Below are 20,364 nucleotides of genomic sequence, written 5' to 3'. Positions count from 1 at the left end.
GCGGTCATCATGAAACAGATACTTCTCGCCTCACTCTCCGCGCTGGCGCTCTCCGCCTGCGCCGTCGGACCCAACTATGTCGCGCCGATCCCCGCACCCAAGGCGGCGGCCCCGTTCATCGGCGCAACCAACCCGGCGGTATCGACCGCAGCCGCTGACGATCATTGGTGGCGGCTGTACCGCGACCCGGTGCTCGACGGCCTGGTTGCCGATGCGCTCGCCGCCAATACCGATATCCGCGTCGCGGTGGCGCGGCTCGACAAAGCCCGCGCGTCGCTGCGCGGCGCCCGGACGGACCGGCTGCCCCAGACCAGTATCGGCGCGAGCGGCACCTATGGCCGGTCGCCCGAGACTCAGCGCCTGCCCGGCAGCGCGGCGGAAGACTCCGCCTTCGATGTCGGCCTGAGTGTCTCATATGAGCTCGACCTGGTGGGTCGGGTGAAGCGCAACATCGAAGCGGCGCGCGGCGATGTCGCAGCCGCGGATGCCGATGCCGACGCGGTACGCGTCGCGGTCGTCTCCGCCACCACCCGCGCCTATGTCGATGCCGCCTCCTCGGCCGAGCGCCTCACCGTTGCGAAGCGCATCGTCGACCTGCTCGACAAATCCGCCGGCCTGACCGGCAAGCGAGTCGAGGCGGGCCGCGCGGCGAAGCTCGACCTGGTGCGCATCACCACCTTGCGCGACCAGCGCGCCGCGCTCGTTCCCGCGATCGAAGCCGATCGGCAAGCGGCCTTGTTCCGCCTCGCCACGCTGACCGGTCGCACGCCGCAGGATTTGCCGGCCGCCGCCGCCGAGCGCAGCTCAACCCCGACGCTCGACCAGGCGATCCCGGTCGGCGACGGCGCGGCACTGCTTGCCCGGCGTCCCGACATCCGCGCGGCGGAGCGCCGGCTCGCTGCCGCGACCGCGCGGATCGGCGTCGCCACCGCCGAACTCTATCCCAAGATCTCGCTGGGCGGATCGGTCGGCTCCTCCGCCACCAGCATCGGCGACATGTTCACCGGTGGCGCGCTACGCTGGCTGATCGGCCCGCTGATCAATTGGTCCTTCCCCAACCAGGGAGCCGCGCGTGCGCGGATCGCGGCCAGCGAAGCGGACAGCCGCGGTGCGCTGGCCGCGTTCGACGGCACGGTGCTGCGCTCGCTCGAGGAAACCGAAACCGCCCTGTCGAGCTATGCCCGCGAGATCGAGCGCAACGCGGCATTGCGGTCGGCACGCGACGGCGCCGAAGCGGCGATGCGCATCACCCGCGCCCGCCAGCGCGCCGGGCAGATCGATTTCCTCGACGTGCTCGATTCGGAACGGACCTTTGCCGATACCGAAGCCGATCTCGCCGCATCGAACGCGCGGATCGCGAGCGCACAGATCGACCTGTTCCGCTCACTCGGCGGCGGGTGGGACAAGGCCGATCGCCTAGCGAGCGATGCGGCGGCCAAAGCAGGTGGTGGCAAGGGCCACTAAGGCGCTAGCCGGGGCATTGATCGGCGACCTGTTCCGCCTGTTACGACCTGTTATTTTTCGGCCGGTTATTTTTCGGCCGGTAAAGTTGGATTTTTCCGACGGATTTCCGCTTGTTCTCCAGTGACTTGATGCCCATCCACCTGTTATTTCAATAACCGGTGGAACAGGTGCGATAACAGGTGGGATTTCTCCTGTTGTCGCGCCGGAACAGGTGGACCGGTCCGGCGTCGTCATTCGTCATGAGAAAGAGCGGTGCGGAACCCGCCAGGGCACCCGCGAGACATGTCGCTGGCACGAACCATCCTGCCCTTGAATCGGCGTCACCGGCGCCTCGCCCCCGCGATCTGCCGGGGCGAGTGCAACAAGCCGCTTGCAGGGAGCGGAGAAAGGCATAGTCTCTCCAGAAAATAGAGGAGAGGGTATGATGGGAAGCATGCATGAGTCCGAAGGGTCGGGCGGCGAAAGCCTGATCATTTTGCAAAGTCTGTTATGTTTGTTGCGTGAAAAAAACCTGCTGACGCGCGCGGATATCGAGGAATTATGCGACCGCGTGTCGACCGTGGCCAAGCACGCCGATTGCGCACCGTTTCCGTGCAGTGAGAAACTCGCCACCGCAGCGGCGGACGAGATGGCGCGAATCGGCAGCCATATCGGCAACCGTTACGGCGGCAAGCATCGCAAGGGTGCGTACACACCGCATAACTGAGTTGGGACAGCTGGCGAGCGGGCCGGGTTGGACGGGCCGCTCGATGACGCTGGCAGAATCGGCGCAATCTGGCTGCGTGTAACGCGGTTACGCCAGGCGGCGGCAGACTGGAGGACCGGCTGAGGTCACGCTTAAGTAGGGCACTCTGGTATTAGGCCGTGAACCCATAAATGAGAATGGCCGCTATCGCCCCGTCGCAGACCTTCAGAAAGGCTGCCACTTTTGCTGACTGCAAGCGTGATGGCTGCGACGGCGTGCCGGTTTGGCCTTTGGGGAGTGTGGGGTGAGGCAAACGGTTTCTGTAGCCTGCACTATTCTCCTGGCGCTCAGCGCGGACGGCCTACAGGCACAAACCATGGAACAGCTGCAATCCGAGGGAGCATTTGTCCGGGCTCTCATTCGGGCGCGAGACGCTAAAGATTGCCGCCTTGCCCTTAGGCTGTTGGATGATCGCCAAGCTGTTGTTCAATCACAAGCGATAGAGTTTGCGCGAAGCAAACGTCGCCGTACTCGTGAGTTCGATAGTGAGGGCATTTACTTATATGAGCAAATTCGTGGTCTGGAAAACAGACGTGCTATTATGATTCAGGAATGCCGGTAAGATTCTCGCTCAAAAAAAGCGCTGCGCCACCCTCACCCACCCCAACTGTCTCCCCAAAGCCGCATCAGATTCGCGCCCAGAACCTTCTCGACCCGCGCCGCCTTCCAGCCGCGCGCGGTCAAATCGTCCGCCAGCATGCGGAAGCGCAACGGGCTGTTATAATCCCCGACATAGTTGAACACGTCGGGACCTTCGCCGGGCGCGGCGATGCCTTGTGCCGCGCGCTGTTCGTAGAATTTCTTCTGCTCGGCGCGCATCTTGTCGTCGATCACGATCGCGCTGGTGCCGCCATCGGTGCCGATCGAGACATGGTCCTCGCCGCAGACATTCACGGCATGGTCGAGGTGGCGGATCAGGTCTTCGCGGGTCGGTTTGCCCGACGGGGCCAGGAACGGCATGAAGAAGATGCCGGCCACGCCGCCCTTGTCGGCCATCGCCTTCAGTTCCGCGTCGCGGACGTTGCGGGGATTGTCGTGCAGATCGCGGCACCCGGTATGGCTGATCGTCATTGGGCGTTTCGACGCGGCGATCGCCTCGGCGATGGTGCGCTGGCCGCCATGCGACAGGTCGAGCAGCACCGCCGCCTTTTCGAGCGCGGCAATCGTCTCATGGCCAAGCGTCGACAGGCCGGCATTGGCCGCTTCAAGCGCACCATCGCCGCACAGGTTGCGCCGGTTATAGGTCAGCTGGATGATGCGCACGCCAAGGCTCTTGAACAGCGTGATACGATCGAGTTGCGGGCCGATCGGCGTGGTGTCCTGGAACCCGCACACCAGCGCGACCTTGCCGTCGCGCTTGGCGGCCAGGATGTCCGCCGCGCGCGTCGCCTTGACGAACAGGTCGCCATTGTCCGCGACCGTCCGGTCGAGCTCCGCAATGCCGCCCACGGCCAGTTCGAACGCGTTCGGAATGTTGCCGGGCTCCGCGACCGTGCAATTGATCGCAGTGATGCCGCTGCTCGCCAATTCCGCCCGCCCCCTGGCGGTATAGCGCGTCCGCCCCTCGACATAATCGGGATCGGAAGGCGCGCCGAGTCCATCGATGACGATCGCCTTGCGCCATGCCGCATCGGAATATTCGGCCGCGCGCACCATTGATGGCGCGAAGACCAAAGGTGTTGCGGCGATCAATTTCAGTGCGGTGCGGCGATCCATGGACTTCTCCCCTTTTGGGAACAGTGCCTGCGTGGTGCGAAGGGAGCAAGGTGTGTTTGGTCTGGCGGTTTCGGTCGCGTGGAATCGGGATGCCAGCGCCTCATTCGCGCCGCCGGAAAGAGGCCCAGTCCTCCCGCGTCAGCTGAAAAACCGCGGTATCGCGGACATAACCGGTCCAGGTCGTCATATTCCGTTCGAGCGTCGCGGTGCGTCTTGCGCCGAGTTTTTCGACCGCGCGCATCGATCGGCCGTTGCGCGTGTCGACCCTGAATTCGATCGTATGAAACCCGTTGGAAAACGCATGCTCGATGAGCAGCATCTTCATCCTTCGATTGAACGAGGTTCCGCGCACGGACGGGGCAATATAGGTCCCGCCGATCTCGACGAGTCCCGGCTGCAGCTCGGACAGGATGAAATTGGTCATGCCGACGACCGTCTCCCCGTCCAGCACCGCGAACCGCACCCAGTTCGGCATCATCGCCAGCAAGGCGATCGACCCGTCGAAACGATCGCCCAGCAGGGAGAGCGGATAGATGTCCCAGATTTCGCTGTCCTGTGCGCAGGCAGCGCGCAGCGGTTCGATATGACGATCATCGAACGGCATCAGGCCGATCGGGGCATCGAGAAGCGGTGCCGACAATCCCATGTTCATTGCTCCAAACCGAGCCTCGCCGATACCGGGTCACTGGGGCCGTACTGAGGCGGGATGCCAGGCGTCACGCGGGCGCAGCGCGCGGACTCGCCGGGTGGCCGGCCGTGACTCGTCCCGCTTCGGATCAGGCGCGACGCGGATCGAAGCTCAGCCCCAGCCGGCCTTGCCAGTCGACCCGGCTCAGCTGCACCACGGAGATCGCATAGGCCAGCGCGATACCGGCACAGACCGCGCCCATCCTGTTCGCCGTGCACAAATGCCAGGCTGTCAGGACGAATATGATCCGCATGCCGAGATGGACGAACCCGAGCGGATGACCGACGGTCCATGAAAAGATCACCCAGTGCAGCGCAAATCCGATGCCGACGCTGATCGGGAACAGGGCCGGTGCATGGATCCAGATCGGGATATGGATCGCCCACGTCGCCAGCGCCATGACCCGTGCGCTGGCGGACAGGCGCAGCAGCGGGTTCTCGGGCGGCGTGCTCATATCCTCGCCGCGCAGCCGGCCGATCAGGAACCCCACCGGCATGATCGTCCAGAAGCCCAGCGCCAGCACGAGATTATGCAACCGGGGATCGACCGCCAGGCTGAGCAACGCGATCGCCGAATAAACGAGCACGCCAGTGATCGGCAATGCGAGCGATCCCTTGCGGCGGATGATGAAATCGGCGCGCATCTCGTCGAAGGTCATGACCATTCTCCTCTCTCCCCATGCCTTCTGCTAGACTGATGCGCAGGAGGATTGGAAAAATCGGAAAGCCGATACCCCCCATGCATGTTTGCTGGCAGCCCGCCGATGCGGACCTGCGCCCGTTCCTGACCGGCATGGTGGAACGGTGCGACCGGGTACCGGCCGGGCTGTCGCTCGAACTGCCCGTCGGGCGCCCCCTGCTCCATGTCACATTGGGTGCGGACTATGGCTTTGCCCAGGATGGCGGCTTCGAATGCATGCCGCATCTCTCGCTCTGGGGTTTCGACGCGCGGACGCGGGTGACCCGGCCGGAGGGATGTCTTCACGCGCTGGTTGCGGTGCTGACCTATCGCGGCGCCGAATTGCTGGCGCCGCGCATCGCGCTCAGCGCCACCGGAACGCGCCTCGACCTGCTCGACCGCCTCGGCGACAATGGCGCGCGGCTGCTGCACCGGTTGAAAACGGCGCGTCTGTTCGCGGAGCGATGCGCGATCCTGCAAAGCTATTTTCGCGGCCTTGTTCGTCCGGGCGACGTGCGGCCGACAGGCTATGTGCATGAGGTCGCGGACTGCATGACCTCAGGCCGGATACCGGGCTCGATCGCCGCGATCGCGCGTCATTTCGAGGTCAATGAGCGCACCCTGCGCAATCATTTCCGCGCCGAACTTGGCGTCTCGCCCAAACGGATGCTGCGGGTTGCGCGGCTCAATCGGTCGATGCGCGCGCTCCATCCGCTTGCCTGGGGTGAAGGCGAGGAACATGACGTGCGCCTGGAATTTTTCGACGACGCGCATTTTCACAACGAGTTCCGGCTGCTGACCGGCCTTACCCCGCGCGACTTTCAGCGCCGCAAGGCAGCGAGCGGCGACACGCTCATCTACAGCCTGCCGGGCGCTCCCTGAAGCGGGTCGCTTTACCGGCCTTCCCGCCGCGACGACCCGGCCGGTCATGCTTCGCGCGCCGCCGGTGGCAGGCTGATGCGCAGGCACGCGCCTTTTGGCGACCTGTCGATGGCCGCGACCTGGCCGCCATGGAGCTGGACGATCTCCCTGACCAGACTCAGGCCGAGCCCGGCGCCCCTGCCCGCCGGATGCAGGCGACTGAACGGTTCGAAAATCTGTTCACGCTGCCCAGGCGGAATGCCGTTCCCCTCATCGCACACCTCGATACAGGCCGGGTCCGTCACGCGAACCGTGATCTTCCCCTGCCGCCCGCCATGCTCGATGGCGTTCTGCACAAGATTCATCAGCGCGCGTTCGAGCGAGGAATGGTCGCCAAGGACCGCCACGATCTCGTCCCCGGATTCGAACGACACCTCATATCCCGCGGCGAAGGCGAGCGGCGCCAGATCGACAATGACCCGCCGCGCCAATGCATTCAGGTCGACGGACGAGAATGAGCTGGTCCGCTGATCGAGCCGTTGCAGGTCGAGAAGTTGCCCGGCGAGCACGGCAAGGCGGGCCGCATCCTCGGTCAGGCGCATCTTCTCCGCGCTGGAAGGAAGGGATGCGACCCGGGTATTGAGGATCGCGATCGGCGTACGCAGTTCATGGGCGGCCTGGGCGAGGAAACGCTTGTGGCGCGTATAGCCCTCATCCAGGCGTGCAAGAGCGTCATTGACGGCCTTGACGAGCGGCAGGAATTCCCGCGGGATATTCTCGACCGGCATCTGAATGCCGCGCTGATCGAACTCGATCCGCGCCGCATGGGATGCCGCGTGGGAGAGGCCGGCCAGCATCCGCCTCACGACAATGGGGGTGACGATGACGGTCGCCAGCGCGACCACCAGCAGCATCGGCACAAAAATGGACAGGAAGGCGCCCGATGTCCCGAGCAGGAGCCGGTCGAGAGTCAGATGCCCTTCGGTTCCAGTGAAGATCTGGACATTGCCAGCCGGCGTTTCGACCCATTTGACCACGGCCTCCGGTCGCGCATTCCGGTCGGGCGCGAGCCTGAAGCGCGCATCGTTCATGCGACCAAGGCCAACCGTCGCAAACGCGAATTCGGGCGGCACGATGCCTTCGGAAAGATGATGACCCGCGCCGTCCCGCGCGACGAACCAGATGGCGCCGGTTTCTTTCCGGAGCCGCGCGAGTTCGGGCGTTTCCCGGAGGATGAGCGCACCACGACGGTTGCGGGCAATGGCGTCCTTCAGGACATCCACATTGCCATTCTCATAACCGTCGATGAGATAGCCCGTCGCCCATAAAAGGCCGACCATGACGGCGATGGCCAGCATGATCGTCCCGACCTCGAAGATCACCAGCCAGCGGACCAGACGCCATTTGAAGGATGGCGGCGCACCCGCGCTCATTGCGTTTCCCGCAACAGATATCCAACGCCGCGAATGCCGTTGATGGTCACGCCCGCATCGGCATCGAGCAATTTGCGGCGAAGGCGCGAGATATGCGTATCGAGCGCATTGGACTGGATTTCGTCATCGAGGCTGAACACGGATTCCATCAGGACCGTGCGCAGCACCATCCGTCCCATGCGCCGCATCAACGCCTCGAGCACGAGCAACTCGCGGCGTGGCATATTCAGCGGCGTTCCCGCAATGCTGGCTTCGCGATGGGCCAGGTCGAATGACAAGCGACCGACGGTCACCACGTCGAACTGCACCGCGGCCGGCCTGCGGGAAAGCGCGCGAATGCGGGCGAGCAATTCCTCAAGCGCGAAAGGCTTGCCGATATAATCGTCGGCGCCGCCATCCAGCCCCGTGACGCGGTCCGCAAGATCGTCCAGCGCCGTCAGGACGAGAACGGGCACATTGTTGCCCGATGATCGGATCACCGGGATGAGCGAGAGCCCGTCACCGTCCGGAAGCCGCCGGTCGAGGATGACCACATCATAGACCGCATCGTTCAGGACGAATATGGCTTCGGCCAGATCCGGGGCATGATCCACGATCATCCGGTGACGCGCCAATACGGTTTTCAGCGCCTCCGCCAGCTCCCTTTCATCCTCGACCAGCAACACCCGCATGCCAACACTTCACCCCGCGCACTGTCCCGACGCAGGGCATTCGTAACACAGCTTCATTGAGGGAAGCTGTCATTTGCCGGGACGCCGTGCCGATGCCGCCGATCCTCCGGAACAACCAGGGCATGACAGGCTCCCTCAATCCCGGCGTGAAACACGCACTCCGCCGGCGCTCTTCCCGCGTCGGCGTGAGGAAACGGCACATCCGACTGTTGCGCCGGCTCTTCTCCCCATGGCTGATGGAGTGCCGACATGTCCCTTCCTGATATCGTCCCCTTTCTGATCTCATGGCTGCGCAATCCGGCGCGTGTTGCCGCGATTGCACCATCGAGCGCCACCGCCGCCGCGCTCATGACCGGGGAAATCAGCCCGATTGCGGGCCCCGTGATCGAACTGGGGCCCGGCACCGGGCCATTCACCTATGCCCTTCTTGAACGCGGCGTCCGTGAAAGGGACCTGATCCTGGTCGAATTTGGCGCGAAGTTCGCCAGCCTGTTGCGCCAACGCTTCCCGCAGGCGCGGATTCTGGAGATGGACGCAGCGCATCTGTGCAGCTTCGCGGATTTGAAGGAAAGGTCCGCCGGCGCGGTCGTCAGCGGCCTCGGCCTCTCGACAATGCCGCAGGAAAAAGTCGCCGCCATTCTTGACGGCGCGTTCCGATTCCTCCGACCGGAAGGGGCGTTTTTCCAGATCACCTATCACCTGCGCTGCCCGGTTCCGCGCGCGGTGCTGGATCGTCTGGACCTGGAAGCATTCTATATCGGCCGGACCTTTCGCAATCTCCCGCCGGCATCGGTTTACCGGATCGCCAGACGCTCGCCCGCCCTTTCCAAGGGATGATCATGGAAATTCAGACCGTCTCACAGCAGGGCCGCGACCGCCGCGATCAGGTCGGCGGGGGCACCCCGGCACCGCTCCCGTTCGCCGGCTCGAACTGTGCCTGCCGGGCGATATGCAATGCTCAATATCCACGCATCGTCGACCTGGCCTTGACCTGCGCCGCCGCGCCGACTTCTATGCCGCAAAACCAAATGACAGGGGAGCAGGCCATGGATCGCAATGGGGATCGCAACGGAAATCGTAACGGGGATCACGACGGCGAGATCTTCACCCCGACGCGCCGCGCCCTTCTCCGCTCTGCCGCCGCCGGCGCGGCGACGCTCGCCCCCGGCATCGCCTTCGCCGCGCGCGGCGACGACATGGCCGTGATCCGCGCCGCCGTGGAGAAAGGCCATGACGCCGCCGTCGCGCGGATCCAGGACTGGATCAAGCATCCGACCATCGCCGCCGAGCGTTTCCAGGTCGATGAAGGCGTCGCCTATATGTCGCGGCTGGCGCAGGAAGCGGGCTTTACCGGGGTGCGCGCGGTGCCGACCGGGGGCGTGCCCGCGGTGTTCGGGGTGATGGATGTCGGAGCGCCGAAATGGCTCGGCATCTATTTCATGTACGACGTCAAGCAGTTCGACCCCAAGGAATGGTCGGTGCCGCCGCTCGAGGGCCGGTTGGTCGACCGGCCGGGCGTGGGCAAGGTCATCATGGGGCGCGGCGCGGTCAACCAGAAGGGGCCGGAGGGCGCCTTCCTTGCCGCGCTGCATGCGTTCAAGGCGTCGGGCCGCAAACTGCCGGTCAATCTGGTGCTGATCGCGGAGGGTGAGGAGGAAATCGCCTCGCCCAATTTCCTGACCGCGATCCGCGACCCGCAAGTGCTGGCGGCGATGAAGAAATGCGCCGGGGTGATCATCCCTTCCGCCGGCCAGGGGCCGAGCGGCAATGCGACAATCTCGCTCGGCGCGAAGGGCGCGGTCGAGATGGAGATCGTGTCGGACAGCAAGACCTGGGGCCGCGGGCCGGCGAACGACCTGCATTCGAGCCAGTTCGCGCGGGTCGACAGCCCGGCGTGGCGGCTGGTCCAGGCGCTCAACACGCTGATGGGGCCGGACGGACATACGCCGGCGGTCGAGGGGTATCTCGACCGCGTCACGCCACTGACCGCGCGGCAAAAGGCGCTGATCGCGGAGGCCGCGCGCAGCAACAGCGAGGCCGAGGCAAAGAAGGCGATGGGCGTGCAGCGCTGGATCAACGACGAGACCTGGGAACAGTCGCTCGAGCGGCTGGCGTCGCAGCCGACGATCAACATCCAGGGGCTGGTCGCCGGCTATACCGGCCAGGGCGGCAAGACCGTGCTGCCGCACCGTGCGGTCGCCAAGGTCGAGATGCGGCTGGTGCCCGACATGACGCGGGACGACAGCGTCGCCAAACTGAAGGCGCATCTGGTCAGGAAGGGCTTTCCCGATATCGAGGTGAATGTGACCGGCGGCTATGGCCCAACGCAGACACCCGAGGATTCGTCGCTGATCAAGGCGCACAAGGCCGTGCTGACGCGCGCGGGCGTGCCCTATGCACTGTCGGTGCGCTCGGCGGGGTCGTGGCCGGGAGTGGTGTTCACTGGCGATCCGTTGCGCTTGCCGGCGGCGCAGTTCGGCATCGGCACCGGCAATGGCGCGCATGCGCCGGACGAATATTTCGTGATCGAGCCGACCAATCCGAAGGTCGCCAATCTGACCGCGCAGAGCATGGCCTATGTCGATCTGATGTATGAGATCGCCGCGCTGGGGTGAGCGCGCGCATGGCCTGACCGGGGCGATGGGCGGTTCGTTCGGCGTTGATTCAACGCCGCAGTGGATCGTGACAGCGTGGCGGCGGACAGGATGCCAGCCGGTGTCCTGGCCCCGCTCTTTCACATGACTGGCAAGATACCGAACGTTCGAGCGCGCCGTTGCGCGAAAACAGCATGCTGTTCCATGCTGTTATGCGTGCTGTTCCATGCTGTTATTCAATAACAGCATATTGGCGACCAGGCTTTTGAAAACAGGACGAAAATCCGGACCTCAAATCCAACTTAACAGCATGGAAAAAATTTCCGTCGACTTAACAGCAAAAACAGCAGGCAAACCGGGTGACATGTCGGGCGCGACGCGCGATTCGGTGCCGTCTGGCTGAACGAGGGCGTGTGGATTGCTTCGCGGCATATGCCCCGATACGCTGGCCGCGAATGACGCCCGCCAAGCCGACCGACCGGTCCCCGACCATTTCCCCGGCTCATGGCCCGGTCATGCGCGTGCTGCTGTTTCTCTCGATCCTGATCGTCACCAGCGGTTGCGCCAGCACCCGCGAAGCCGGTCCGCTCACCCTGCAACAGCGGATGGACCGGGTCATGCCGGCGCTGCTGCGCGAGCAGAAGCTTGGCGGGATGGGGATCGCGGTGATCCGCCGCGGACGCGTGGTGTGGACCGGCTATTATGGCGAGCAAAGCCCGGGCGTGCCGGTCTCGCCGCGCACCGCGTTCAATACCGCATCGATCGCCAAGACGGTCACGGCCGAGACGTTGATCGCGCTGGCGGCGGCGCGGCGGATCGATCTCGATGAGCCGATCGCCGGCTATGTCGCCAATGCCGATCTCGCAGCCGATCCGCGCTACCGCGTGCTGACGGCGCGGCTGTTGCTGTCGCACCGCTCCGGCTTGCGCAACTGGCCCGACGATTATGACAATGGCCGGCTGGCATTCGATTGGGATCCGGGCACGCGCTATCGCTATTCCGGCGCTGGGGTCGAACTTGCCGCGCGCTATGCCCAGGCGAAGACCGGCAAGACATTGCGCGCGCTCGCGGCCGAGACTTTGTTCGCGCCGATGCGGATCGATGAGATGGCGGTCGCCGAATTGCCGGCCTGGACCGCCGGCCATCTCGCACTGCCGGTGGACAAGGCCGGGGCGTTCGGCGCGATCGACACGCTCTATCCGGGATTGAAGACGGGCAGCGGCGTCGGTGCCGCCTATGACCTGATCACCACCGTGCCGGCCTATGCATCCTTCCTGACCAGGCTGATCGCGCACGGCGGGCGGGATTCGGCGGGGCGACGCGCGCGCGAGACGATCCTGACCAATCTCGACGGCGATGCGGTTTATGGCTGTCCGCGCGCGGTGGTTGCGCGCTGCCCCGATACCTATGGCTATGCGCTTGGCTGGCAAGTGCATCGCTATGGCCGGCATGTCGTGCTGCAGCATACCGGCAATGACGAAGGGCAGACCGACCTGGTCTATGTCTCACCGGATACGCAGGATGGCGCGGTCATTTTCGTCAATGGCGCGAATGGCTGGGTCGCGATCACCCGCGCGATCGAGCTGATCGGCAATGAGCCGCTGGTCGCGGGCTATTATCGCGGACTGGTCGAGGCCGTGCTGCATGAACGGATGCCGACCGACGATACCAAATGACCGGCGCGAGCTAGCGTGCCGCCTTGCGCGCGAGCAACGCCACGATGATCGTCGCCGCCAGCGTCAGTTCACCCGCCAGCACCACCGTGCCGCGCGCCATGCCGAGACACGCCCAGCCCGCGACAAAGGCGGCGCCGATCAGGCAAAAGCCGCCCTGGCGCAGCCGCGTCGCGGTGCGCGGCGCGAGCTGGCGGCCGGCCATCACGCGCTGGTGACGCGGGTTGGACAGGCACAGCAGCAGGAAGCCGGCAACGGCCAGGACCAGCCCCGCAAGATAACCGGCGATCGTCATGCGGCGCGCCTCCTCCGCTTGGCGAGGATCCAGGCCAGCGCGCCGAACCCGCCGGCAAACAGCAGCATCACGCTGTCGAAGGCGACGAACATCGCGTCTCCCGCCATCAGGCTGGCGGGCAGGCCGCGCCCGGTGACCGTGGCGCTGACCAATGGCACTGCCGCAAAGGCCAGCGCGCAAGCGGCCGACAGCTCGATCCAGCCGCGCGCCGCCGGGCGCAGCACCGCCCAGCCAAGCGCTGCACCCCATATGACGAACAATGCGAGTATCTCGCGATCGGGGCGCGCCGCCAGATCGACCGGCAACAGGCGATTGGCGAGGAAATAGCCGGCGATGGCGAGCGGAAAGCCCGTAACGACGCCGATATTGAGCCGCTCCACGATCAGGAAGCCGAGATATGGCCGCGCCGGATCGGGCAACCGCGTGCGGCGCTTGACCGTCCACAGCACCAACCCGGTCGCGATCATCGCCGTGCCGAACAGGCCCGAGACGAAATAGAGCCAGCGCAGCGGCATATCGGCATAGCGACCCGCATGAAGGCCGATCATCACACCCTCGGTCAGCCGCGCCGCACCGCGTGGGGCCGCCGCCGCCAATGGTCGCCCGGTGAGGCCGTCGAAACTGACTGTCTCCCCGCGCGTGTCCATGCTGCCCGAGGGGGAACTGGTGATCGCGACGCGCGCCGTCCGGTCGCCGGGATGGGTGACGCTGATATAGCCGATCTCCGCGCCATGCCATTGCCGCCGCGCCGCCGCCATCATCGGCGCGAGCGGCGCCAGCGGCGCGGGGCCGCTCTTCGCGCCCGCAACCGGTTGCGGGAAAGCCTCGGCATAATAAGCTGCCTCGTCGGGATAGGCGGCGGCGATCGGCGCGGGCACATAGAGCGACGCGAGCGACACCAGCCCGGTATAGGTGATCATCAGATGGAAGGGCAGCGCGAGCACCGCGGTGACATTGTGCGCGTCGAGCCAGCTGCGCTGCCCCTTGCCGAAACGCAGCAGGAAGAAATCGATGAAGATCTTCTTGTGCGTGACGATTCCCGACAGGATCGCGACCAGCATGAACATTGCCGCGACGCCGACCAGATAGCGCGCCCAGATCACCGGCAGATAATGAAGGTCATAATGGAAGCGGTAGAGGAAATAGCCGCCCGCCGTGGCGCGCGCGGTCACTTCGCGGCCCGTGCCGTCAAGCTGCGCTTCGGTCGGCGTATCGGGCGCGGCACCTTCGGGCGCTTCCCAGTATAGCTGCGTGACGGCGCTGCGCTTGCCGGGCACCGTGATGAACCAGCTCGGCGCATTCGGCGCGCGCCGCGCCAGCCAGCGCTGCGCCGCATTCACCGCCGACGCCTGATCGGGCGCGGCGATCACTTCGGGCTGCATCCAGCGCGTGATCTCTTCCTGGAAATAGGCCGCGCTGCCGCATGCGAACATGACGAACAACAACCAGCCGAGCAGCAGCCCCGACCAGGTGTGCAGTCCCGCCATCGATTGCCGGAACCCGGTCTTCATGCGCGGCCCCCAAGCAGGATCGACACGGCCAGCGTCACGCCGAGGACGAGCGACGCACCGCCCATCCACAACCACAGCCGCAGGACGCTACGCGCGGCAAAGGCCCATATCAGCAGCACGGCATAAAGGGCGAAGAAAGCGAGCATGGCGATCGTCACCGCCTCGACCCGCGCGATCGGCAGCAGTCGAGCAAGACAGGCGACCGCGAGCGATGCGAGAACATAACCACCCGGAATCGCGGCAAGCCGCCCGGCCAGCGGCCAGCCCCGCTCGTTTTTCACACCTGCCCTGGGCAAGGCCATGTCAGAAGCGCCGCGCGATCGTCAGGCGGACATGGCGCGGCTGGCCGGGCGTGCCCCATCCATCCGCGCTTCCCGGCATCGGGGTCGGCACACCCGCCCCGCCACTGCCGATCATCACGGCCGTCGTCGCGGCAAGCCCGAATCTGTCCACCATCTGTCCCCTTGTGCGGCGTCGCCATAGGGAAAATGATAATGCCTCTCAAGAGCGGATAATGCGACAACCGACCTGATTGCCTGCTCGGGCGCGATCCGACAGGAAAAGGTTGCTCAGGTGCCGCCGTGCCGGCCCGCCAGCCACGGCGCCGGGTTGAGACCGTCGGCGATCCAGTCGGAGAATGCGCGCGTCTTGCTTGGCGTGCCGCCCGCGGCGGGCGTGACGATGTAGATCGCACCGCGATCGACGGTCGGCCAGTCGGGCAATATCTCGACCAGCGTTCCCCGCCGCAGCAACGGCGCGACATGCCAGTCGGTGGTGTAGAGGATGCCGAGCCCGGCCAGCGCCCCGGCCAGCAGCAGATCGGCATCGTCCGAAGCCAGCGGCCCCGTCACCGTGATCGCGAGCGGGTCGCCGTCCGGACCCTTGAAGGCCCAGCGAAACGGATCGCGCAGACCGGTGAAGGTCAGGCAGGCGTGACGGAGCAGATCCTCCGGCCGTTCGATCGGATCATGACGGGCAAGATAGGCCGGAGCGGCGCAGAGCAACCGCCGGCGCATGCCGATCTTGCGCGCGATCAGCCGCGAATCCGCCAATTCGCCGAGCCGCACCGCAGCGTCGAACGCTTCGCCGACCAGCCCGGCGAAATTATTGCTATACTCCGCCTCGATCGACACCAGCGGATGCGCGCGCGCAAAGGCGATGATCAGCGGATCGAGCCACATGCGGCTGAACGTGGTGGGGAGCGACAGCCGCAAATGCCCGCGCGGTTCGCCATCGGCGAAGGCCGCCGCATCGCGGTCCGCCGTCTCCAGTTCGTGCAGCAGCGGGCGAACCCGGGCGAGATAGGCCCGCCCCGCCTCGGTCAGCGCGACATGGCGGGTCGATCGCTCGGCCAGCCGGATACCGAGCCGCTCCTCCAATGCCGCTATCCGCCGCGACAGGACAGTGGGGTCCTTGCCCAGCATCTTGCCGGCGGCGGCAAACGAGCCGGTATCGGCCAGCGCGACAAAGGCCTGGATCGCGGCGAAATCGGGCGGTGGTAATTGCTGCATGATACGCAGCTATGAACGGTATGATTGCTGGGTTCCAGTCGGTAGTTGATGTCCCATATCTGCCGGGCAAGGAGATGTATCATGCAGGCGATCGAACTCACCCGGCCCTCACTCGATGCGCTGACCCGCATCCAGCACCCCGATCCGAGCGACCCGGGTCCGGGACGGATCCTGGTGCGGATGAAGGCGGCCAGCCTCAACTTTCTCGACCTCGCCGTCGCCACGGGCGCCTATCCGGGCGCACGCTATCCCAATGTGCCGATCGCCGACGGCGCGGGCGAAGTGATCGCGGTGGGGCCGGAGGTGTGGCAGGTCACGGCCGGCGACCGGGTCGCGATTCATCCCAAGGCGCACTGGATCGCCGGGCGATCGACCGCCGCAACCGCCGGCGCGATGCGTGGCGTGACCTTGCGCGGATCGCTGGTCGAGGTCGCCGAGCTTGATGCCGCGAGCGTCGTCAAGCTGCCCGGCCATCTTGGCTGGGAAGAGGCCGCGACGCTGCCGATCGCGGCGACCACCGCGTGGAACGGGTTGGTCGCCGGCACGGTCGGTCCGGGATCGACGGTGGTGCTGCTTGGCACTGGCGGCGTCTCGATCTTCGCGCTGCAGCTGGCCAAGGCGCGTGGCGCGCGGGTGATCATCACCTCGTCCTCCGACGCGAAGCTCGACGCCGCCCGCGCATTGGGGGCGGACGAGACCTTCAACTACCGCGCCGACCCGGACTGGGAGCGGTTCGTGATCGATCGCACCAATGGCGTTGGCGCCGATCTGGTGATCGAAACGGTCGGCGGTGACAGCATCGCACGTTCGGTCGCCGCGGTGCGCCAGGGCGGCACGGTGTTCACCATCGGCTTTCTCGGCGGCGTCGACACGCGGATCGACCTGTTGTCGGTGATCGGCAAGGCCGTGCGGATCCAGGGCAGCAACACCGGATCGGTCGCCGACCTGGCCGCCGCGACCGCCACGATCGACGCGCACCGCATCACGCCGCAGATCGAACGGCGCTTTGCCCTGGACGCGCTGGCCGAAGGGTATCGGCTGATGGAGCGCGGCGGCCATTTCGGGAAGATCGCCTTCACCCTGGACTGGTGATTTCGACGCCGATGAAAAGGCCGCGATGGCATCGGCCGCGTGAATGATGCACATCGTGGCTCGTGATGGATGCGGCGACAGGCTGGCCGATGGAACGGCATGTTCGCGGCGCGCGGCGCGGCCGGCGCTGAGGCATGTCGGAAATCGGGACGCAGATCGGGACGGGGATCGGCGGCGATCCGGACAGCAAACTGCTCGCCGCTGCGGTGGCGGGCGACCGCGACGCGTTCGGCGAACTGCTGCGGCGGCATTATGACCGCATCCATGGCCTGGCATGGCAGCTGACCGGATCGCGCGCCGATGCCGATGACATAGCGCAGGATGTCTGCTGCACCCTGGTCGAGAAGATCGGCGGTTTCCGGGGCGAGGCCAAATTCACCACCTGGCTGTGCAGCATCGTGTTCAACGCCTGTCGCGACTTTCGCCGCCGCCGCCGGTCGTTCAGCGGCTTTGCCGAACGGCTGGCGGTGCTGGCCGGCCTTGCACGCGCGCCGGATGGCCGCGACCTGTATGACGCGGTGTGGATCAAGAGCGCGATCGCCCGGCTCAAACCCGCTTATCGCGACGCGGCGGTGCTGGTCGCCGGGCAGCAACTGACTCATGCCGAGGCGGCCGAGATATTGGGTGTCGCCGAGGCAACCGTCTCGTGGCGGATGCACGAAGTCCGGCGGTTGCTGGCGGCGGAACAGGGTAGCTGACGGCACGCGGAAAAATAATTCGCATCGGACCCAAGGATTTCCCGCGAAGGCGCGTCCCAGTGACATGCGGACGATAGTGCGCCGCTGCCACCAGGGAGAATCCTATGCCCCGCCTACACCAAGCGATCGCCGCCGGACTGGCCGTCATGCTTGTCGTATCCTGCAGCAAATCCGGCGTCGAGGGACCCGCCACGGCCTCCGCACAGGCGCCCGAGACGGACGGTAGTGACAATATCGTGGTGACCGCCCAGAAAGTGACGGGCGATTACCGCACCAGACGAAATGAACAGGCGGACGCCAGGGCCTATCCGGTTCCACCGCCGCCGCCTGCCGCGCCTCCGCCGCCTGTTCTGATGGCGTCCCCCGCTCTGGCTTCACCGATGGCGCGCGTGACGCTGGGCCAAATCGCGACGATCGAACCCCGCCCCTATATGCCGCCGTCCTACCAGGATGTCGGCCGCGACAAATTCACCGCGACATCGCAGAACCCGTTCAAGCTGGTCCGCGAAGAGCCGGTCTCGACCTTCTCGATCGATGTCGACACTGCTTCCTATTCCTTCGTGCGCAGCTCGCTCAACCAGAACATCCTGCCCCAACCCGCGGCGGTGCGGACGGAGGAGATGGTCAATTATTTCCCCTATGACTATGCGCCGCCGCGCTCCGCACAGCAGCCGTTCAGCACCAATGTCGCGGTGTTTCCCAGCCCATGGACGGCCGGACGCAAGCTCGTGCGGATCGGGATCAAGGGCTATGCGATCCAGCGCACGACGCGGCCCCGCGCCAATCTGGTTTTCCTGGTCGATACGTCGGGATCGATGGACGCGCCCAACAAGCTGCCATTGGTCAAACAGTCGCTCGGCATGTTGCTCGACCAGCTCGACGGCGACGACCGCGTCGCGATCGTCACCTATGCCGGCGTCGCGGGCACCGCACTCGAGCCGACGCCCGCCAGCCAGAAGGCCAGGATCCGCGCGGTGATCGATGGGCTCGGCGCCGGTGGCAGCACTGCCGGTGCGGAGGGCATTCGCCAGGCTTACGCGCTGGCCGAACAGAATATCGACCCCAATGGCGTCAACCGCGTCATCCTGGCGACCGATGGCGATTTCAATGTCGGCATCACCAACCAGGACGAGCTCAAGGGCTATATCGAGCGTCAGCGCGGCAAGGGCGTGTTCCTGTCGGTGCTCGGTTTCGGCATGGGCAATTACAATGACGCGCTGATGCAGGCGCTGGCGCAGAACGGCAATGGCGCGGCCGCCTATATCGACACGGTCAGCGAAGCGCGAAAGACACTGGTCGACGAAGCGACCTCGACGCTCTTCCCGATCGCCAAGGACGTGAAGATCCAGGTCGAGTTCAACCCGGCGACCGTCGCCGAATATCGCCTGATCGGATATGAGACGCGCATGCTCAATCGCGACGATTTCGACAATGACAAGGTCGATGCGGGCGATGTCGGATCGGGCCAGACGGTGACCGCGCTGTACGAGGTCGTGCCGGTCGGCGGCCCGCGCGCGATCGGCGATTTGCGCTATGCCAAGCCAACACCGCTCGCCAATCAGCTGCTTGCCGCGAGCGGCAGCGAATATGGCTTCGTCAAGATCCGCTACAAGCTGCCCAAATCGGAGACGAGCCAGCTGATCTCGACCCCGATCGACCGCAAGTCGGAAGTCGGCCGGTTCGAGGACGCACCACAGGATGCTCGCTTCGCGAGCGGCGTCGCGGCCTTTGCCGAACTGCTGCGCGGCGGCCGCTATAACGGCTCGATGAGTTATGACGATGTGCTGAAGATCGTGACCGCGGCGCGCGGCGAGGATGACTTCGGCTATCGTTCGGAACTGGTTCAGATGGTTCGCGCGGCCAAGGCCGCGGGGCCAATGGCCCGGCTCGAACGGTAAAGCACCGGGAATCGAGTGCACGATCGGCCATCAGCGATCGTGCATTCGACCCGCCGGCAATTGAAGCTATAAGACTGGCAAATGCCTTTCCCGCTCCCCTGCCGCGCCAGGCCATTGTCGCCTTGCCGCATGTTTTCCGCCCCGACGGAACGCATGATACGCGATAGGGGCCATGAATGAGCAGCGATAACGACATTGCGGCATCGCTGCCTGAACCTCCCCCGCCCCGGCCGGCGCGGCGCGATGCAGCGATCGACGCAGCGATGCGGCGTTTCGATGCATCGGGCGAAGCGCCCCGCCCAACTGAGCGGCCCGGCGCGGCAAGGCCGACGGCGTGGTGGGCACGGGTCAATCGTCCGCAAATCGGTGGCCTGGTCACCATTGCGCTGATCGCGGTGATTGCCGTGCCGATCTGGAAATCGGGCGACCCCCGACTCCCGATCAATCGCGGCACGCCGACCAGCGCCGGCGACCGACCAGCGCCCGGCCCAGTGCCCGGCCCAGTGCCCGAGCGACACGTCCCGCCGCTACCGCCGGTGGCGGCAGTGGTGCCGCCAGCGCCAATAATCGACGCGCCTTCCGTTCCCTCACCAATGGTTGCGCCCGCCAAATCTGGCGATGCGCCATGTGGAAGCGGCGACTGTCCGGCCAAACCGGTAACCGCGGCGGATGCCAAAGCGGAGGAGGCTCTTCCGCCACCGCCGCCTGTCGAACAGCAATCAATGCAGGGCTATCTGTCACGGCCACAGGCCCAGGCGAAGACGGAGTATCGCAGCGCTCCGGTCCGTCCGGAACGCGACCGGCGGTTTGCGACCGTGGCGCCCGCTCCTCCACCC

20 protein-coding genes and 1 pseudogene are annotated in these 20,364 nt (G+C 65.7%); 11 read left to right on the top strand and 10 right to left on the bottom strand.

Annotated elements, in window-relative coordinates:
• Positions 1-9: 9 nt before the first annotated feature.
• Together OO12_RS02620 and OO12_RS02615 are read left to right on the top strand one after the other, a co-directional pair.
• Positions 10-1,464 (top strand): efflux transporter outer membrane subunit, encoded by a 1,455-nt coding sequence (locus OO12_RS02620; RefSeq protein WP_152616234.1) that lies wholly within the window; start codon positions 10-12, stop codon positions 1,462-1,464.
• A gap of 433 nt (positions 1,465-1,897) precedes the next feature.
• A complete protein-coding gene (locus OO12_RS02615; protein ID WP_235364662.1) occupies positions 1,898-2,170 on the top strand; it encodes a hypothetical protein in 273 nt (90 codons plus the stop codon).
• A gap of 633 nt (positions 2,171-2,803) precedes the next feature.
• Here OO12_RS02615 and OO12_RS02610 read toward each other — a convergent pair.
• The 3 genes from OO12_RS02610 to OO12_RS02600 form a co-directional block, all read right to left on the bottom strand.
• Positions 2,804-3,925 (bottom strand): dipeptidase, encoded by a 1,122-nt coding sequence (locus tag OO12_RS02610; RefSeq protein ID WP_034157084.1) that lies wholly within the window; start codon positions 3,923-3,925, stop codon positions 2,804-2,806.
• Positions 3,926-4,025: 100 nt separating this feature from the next.
• Complete coding sequence (locus OO12_RS02605; protein ID WP_152616233.1) at positions 4,026-4,571, bottom strand: GNAT family N-acetyltransferase; 546 nt, start codon at positions 4,569-4,571, stop codon at positions 4,026-4,028.
• 130 nt (positions 4,572-4,701) lie between these two features.
• Positions 4,702-5,271, bottom strand: a complete 570-nt coding sequence (locus OO12_RS02600; RefSeq protein ID WP_152616232.1) for a DUF7010 family protein — start codon at positions 5,269-5,271, stop codon at positions 4,702-4,704.
• An 80-nt stretch (positions 5,272-5,351) separates the two neighbouring features.
• Between OO12_RS02600 and OO12_RS02595 the strand changes: the two genes are divergently transcribed.
• Complete coding sequence (locus OO12_RS02595) at positions 5,352-6,173, top strand: helix-turn-helix domain-containing protein (protein WP_034157081.1); 822 nt, start codon at positions 5,352-5,354, stop codon at positions 6,171-6,173.
• A gap of 44 nt (positions 6,174-6,217) precedes the next feature.
• Here the strand turns inward: OO12_RS02595 and OO12_RS02590 are convergent, their stop codons facing one another.
• Together OO12_RS02590 and OO12_RS02585 are read right to left on the bottom strand one after the other, a co-directional pair.
• Positions 6,218-7,585 carry a sensor histidine kinase gene (locus OO12_RS02590; protein WP_034157080.1) on the bottom strand — a complete coding sequence of 456 codons (1,368 nt, stop codon included), beginning with the start codon at positions 7,583-7,585 and terminating at the stop codon, positions 6,218-6,220.
• Complete coding sequence (locus OO12_RS02585) at positions 7,582-8,256, bottom strand: response regulator transcription factor (protein ID WP_034157079.1); 675 nt, start codon at positions 8,254-8,256, stop codon at positions 7,582-7,584. The genes OO12_RS02590 and OO12_RS02585 overlap by 4 nt, the downstream gene beginning before the upstream one ends.
• A gap of 348 nt (positions 8,257-8,604) precedes the next feature.
• Here OO12_RS02585 and OO12_RS02580 point away from each other — a divergent pair, with 348 nt between their 5' ends.
• The 4 genes from OO12_RS02580 (at position 8,605) to OO12_RS26650 (ending at position 12,526) form a co-directional block, all read left to right on the top strand.
• Positions 8,605-9,093, top strand: coding sequence for a class I SAM-dependent methyltransferase (locus tag OO12_RS02580; protein ID WP_235364661.1), 489 nt, complete (start codon positions 8,605-8,607; stop codon positions 9,091-9,093).
• Between the two features lie 209 nt (positions 9,094-9,302).
• The gene (locus OO12_RS02575; RefSeq protein WP_082006308.1) at positions 9,303-10,871 is read left to right on the top strand and encodes a M20/M25/M40 family metallo-hydrolase; all 1,569 of its coding nucleotides are present in this window, start codon (positions 9,303-9,305) and stop codon (positions 10,869-10,871) included.
• Positions 10,872-11,076: 205 nt separating this feature from the next.
• Positions 11,077-11,253, top strand: coding sequence for a hypothetical protein (locus OO12_RS29025; protein WP_235364660.1), 177 nt, complete (start codon positions 11,077-11,079; stop codon positions 11,251-11,253).
• A gap of 52 nt (positions 11,254-11,305) precedes the next feature.
• Complete coding sequence (locus OO12_RS26650; RefSeq protein ID WP_052215468.1) at positions 11,306-12,526, top strand: serine hydrolase domain-containing protein; 1,221 nt, start codon at positions 11,306-11,308, stop codon at positions 12,524-12,526.
• A gap of 10 nt (positions 12,527-12,536) precedes the next feature.
• On the opposite strand, the gene OO12_RS02565 is transcribed toward OO12_RS26650, so the two are convergent.
• The 5 genes from OO12_RS02565 to OO12_RS02550 all read right to left on the bottom strand — a co-directional run bounded on the left by OO12_RS02565 (position 12,537) and on the right by OO12_RS02550 (position 15,840).
• Positions 12,537-12,818: a DUF3325 domain-containing protein gene (locus OO12_RS02565; protein ID WP_052215465.1), complete on the bottom strand. Its 282-nt coding sequence runs from the start codon at positions 12,816-12,818 to the stop codon at positions 12,537-12,539.
• A complete protein-coding gene (locus OO12_RS02560) occupies positions 12,815-14,329 on the bottom strand; it encodes a PepSY-associated TM helix domain-containing protein (protein ID WP_034157077.1) in 1,515 nt (504 codons plus the stop codon). The genes OO12_RS02565 and OO12_RS02560 overlap by 4 nt, the downstream gene beginning before the upstream one ends.
• Positions 14,326-14,631 (bottom strand): hypothetical protein, encoded by a 306-nt coding sequence (locus OO12_RS02555; protein ID WP_052215464.1) that lies wholly within the window; start codon positions 14,629-14,631, stop codon positions 14,326-14,328. The genes OO12_RS02560 and OO12_RS02555 overlap by 4 nt, the downstream gene beginning before the upstream one ends.
• 1 nt (position 14,632) lies before the next feature.
• Complete coding sequence (locus OO12_RS28415) at positions 14,633-14,782, bottom strand: hypothetical protein (RefSeq protein ID WP_160296718.1); 150 nt, start codon at positions 14,780-14,782, stop codon at positions 14,633-14,635.
• A 116-nt stretch (positions 14,783-14,898) separates the two neighbouring features.
• Positions 14,899-15,840: a LysR family transcriptional regulator gene (locus tag OO12_RS02550; RefSeq protein WP_034157076.1), complete on the bottom strand. Its 942-nt coding sequence runs from the start codon at positions 15,838-15,840 to the stop codon at positions 14,899-14,901.
• Between the two features lie 81 nt (positions 15,841-15,921).
• Between OO12_RS02550 and OO12_RS02545 the strand changes: the two genes are divergently transcribed.
• From OO12_RS02545 to OO12_RS02530, 4 genes and pseudogenes are all read left to right on the top strand, one after another.
• Entirely contained in the window at positions 15,922-16,932 is a 1,011-nt protein-coding gene (locus tag OO12_RS02545) for a zinc-dependent alcohol dehydrogenase family protein (RefSeq protein ID WP_034157075.1), read from the top strand.
• 134 nt (positions 16,933-17,066) lie between these two features.
• On the top strand, positions 17,067-17,630 hold the full coding sequence (locus tag OO12_RS02540) for an RNA polymerase sigma factor (RefSeq protein WP_052215462.1): 564 nt from the start codon (positions 17,067-17,069) through the stop codon (positions 17,628-17,630).
• A 104-nt stretch (positions 17,631-17,734) separates the two neighbouring features.
• A complete protein-coding gene (locus OO12_RS02535) occupies positions 17,735-19,528 on the top strand; it encodes a vWA domain-containing protein (RefSeq protein WP_034157074.1) in 1,794 nt (597 codons plus the stop codon).
• Between the two features lie 176 nt (positions 19,529-19,704).
• A pseudogene (locus tag OO12_RS02530) lies at positions 19,705-20,364 on the top strand (hypothetical protein); the annotation flags it as partial.

Source organism: Sphingomonas sp. ERG5, assembly GCF_000803065.1.
Classification (GTDB): Bacteria; Pseudomonadota; Alphaproteobacteria; order Sphingomonadales; family Sphingomonadaceae; genus Sphingomonas.
This window is presented reverse-complemented; position numbering and strand designations above follow the sequence as displayed.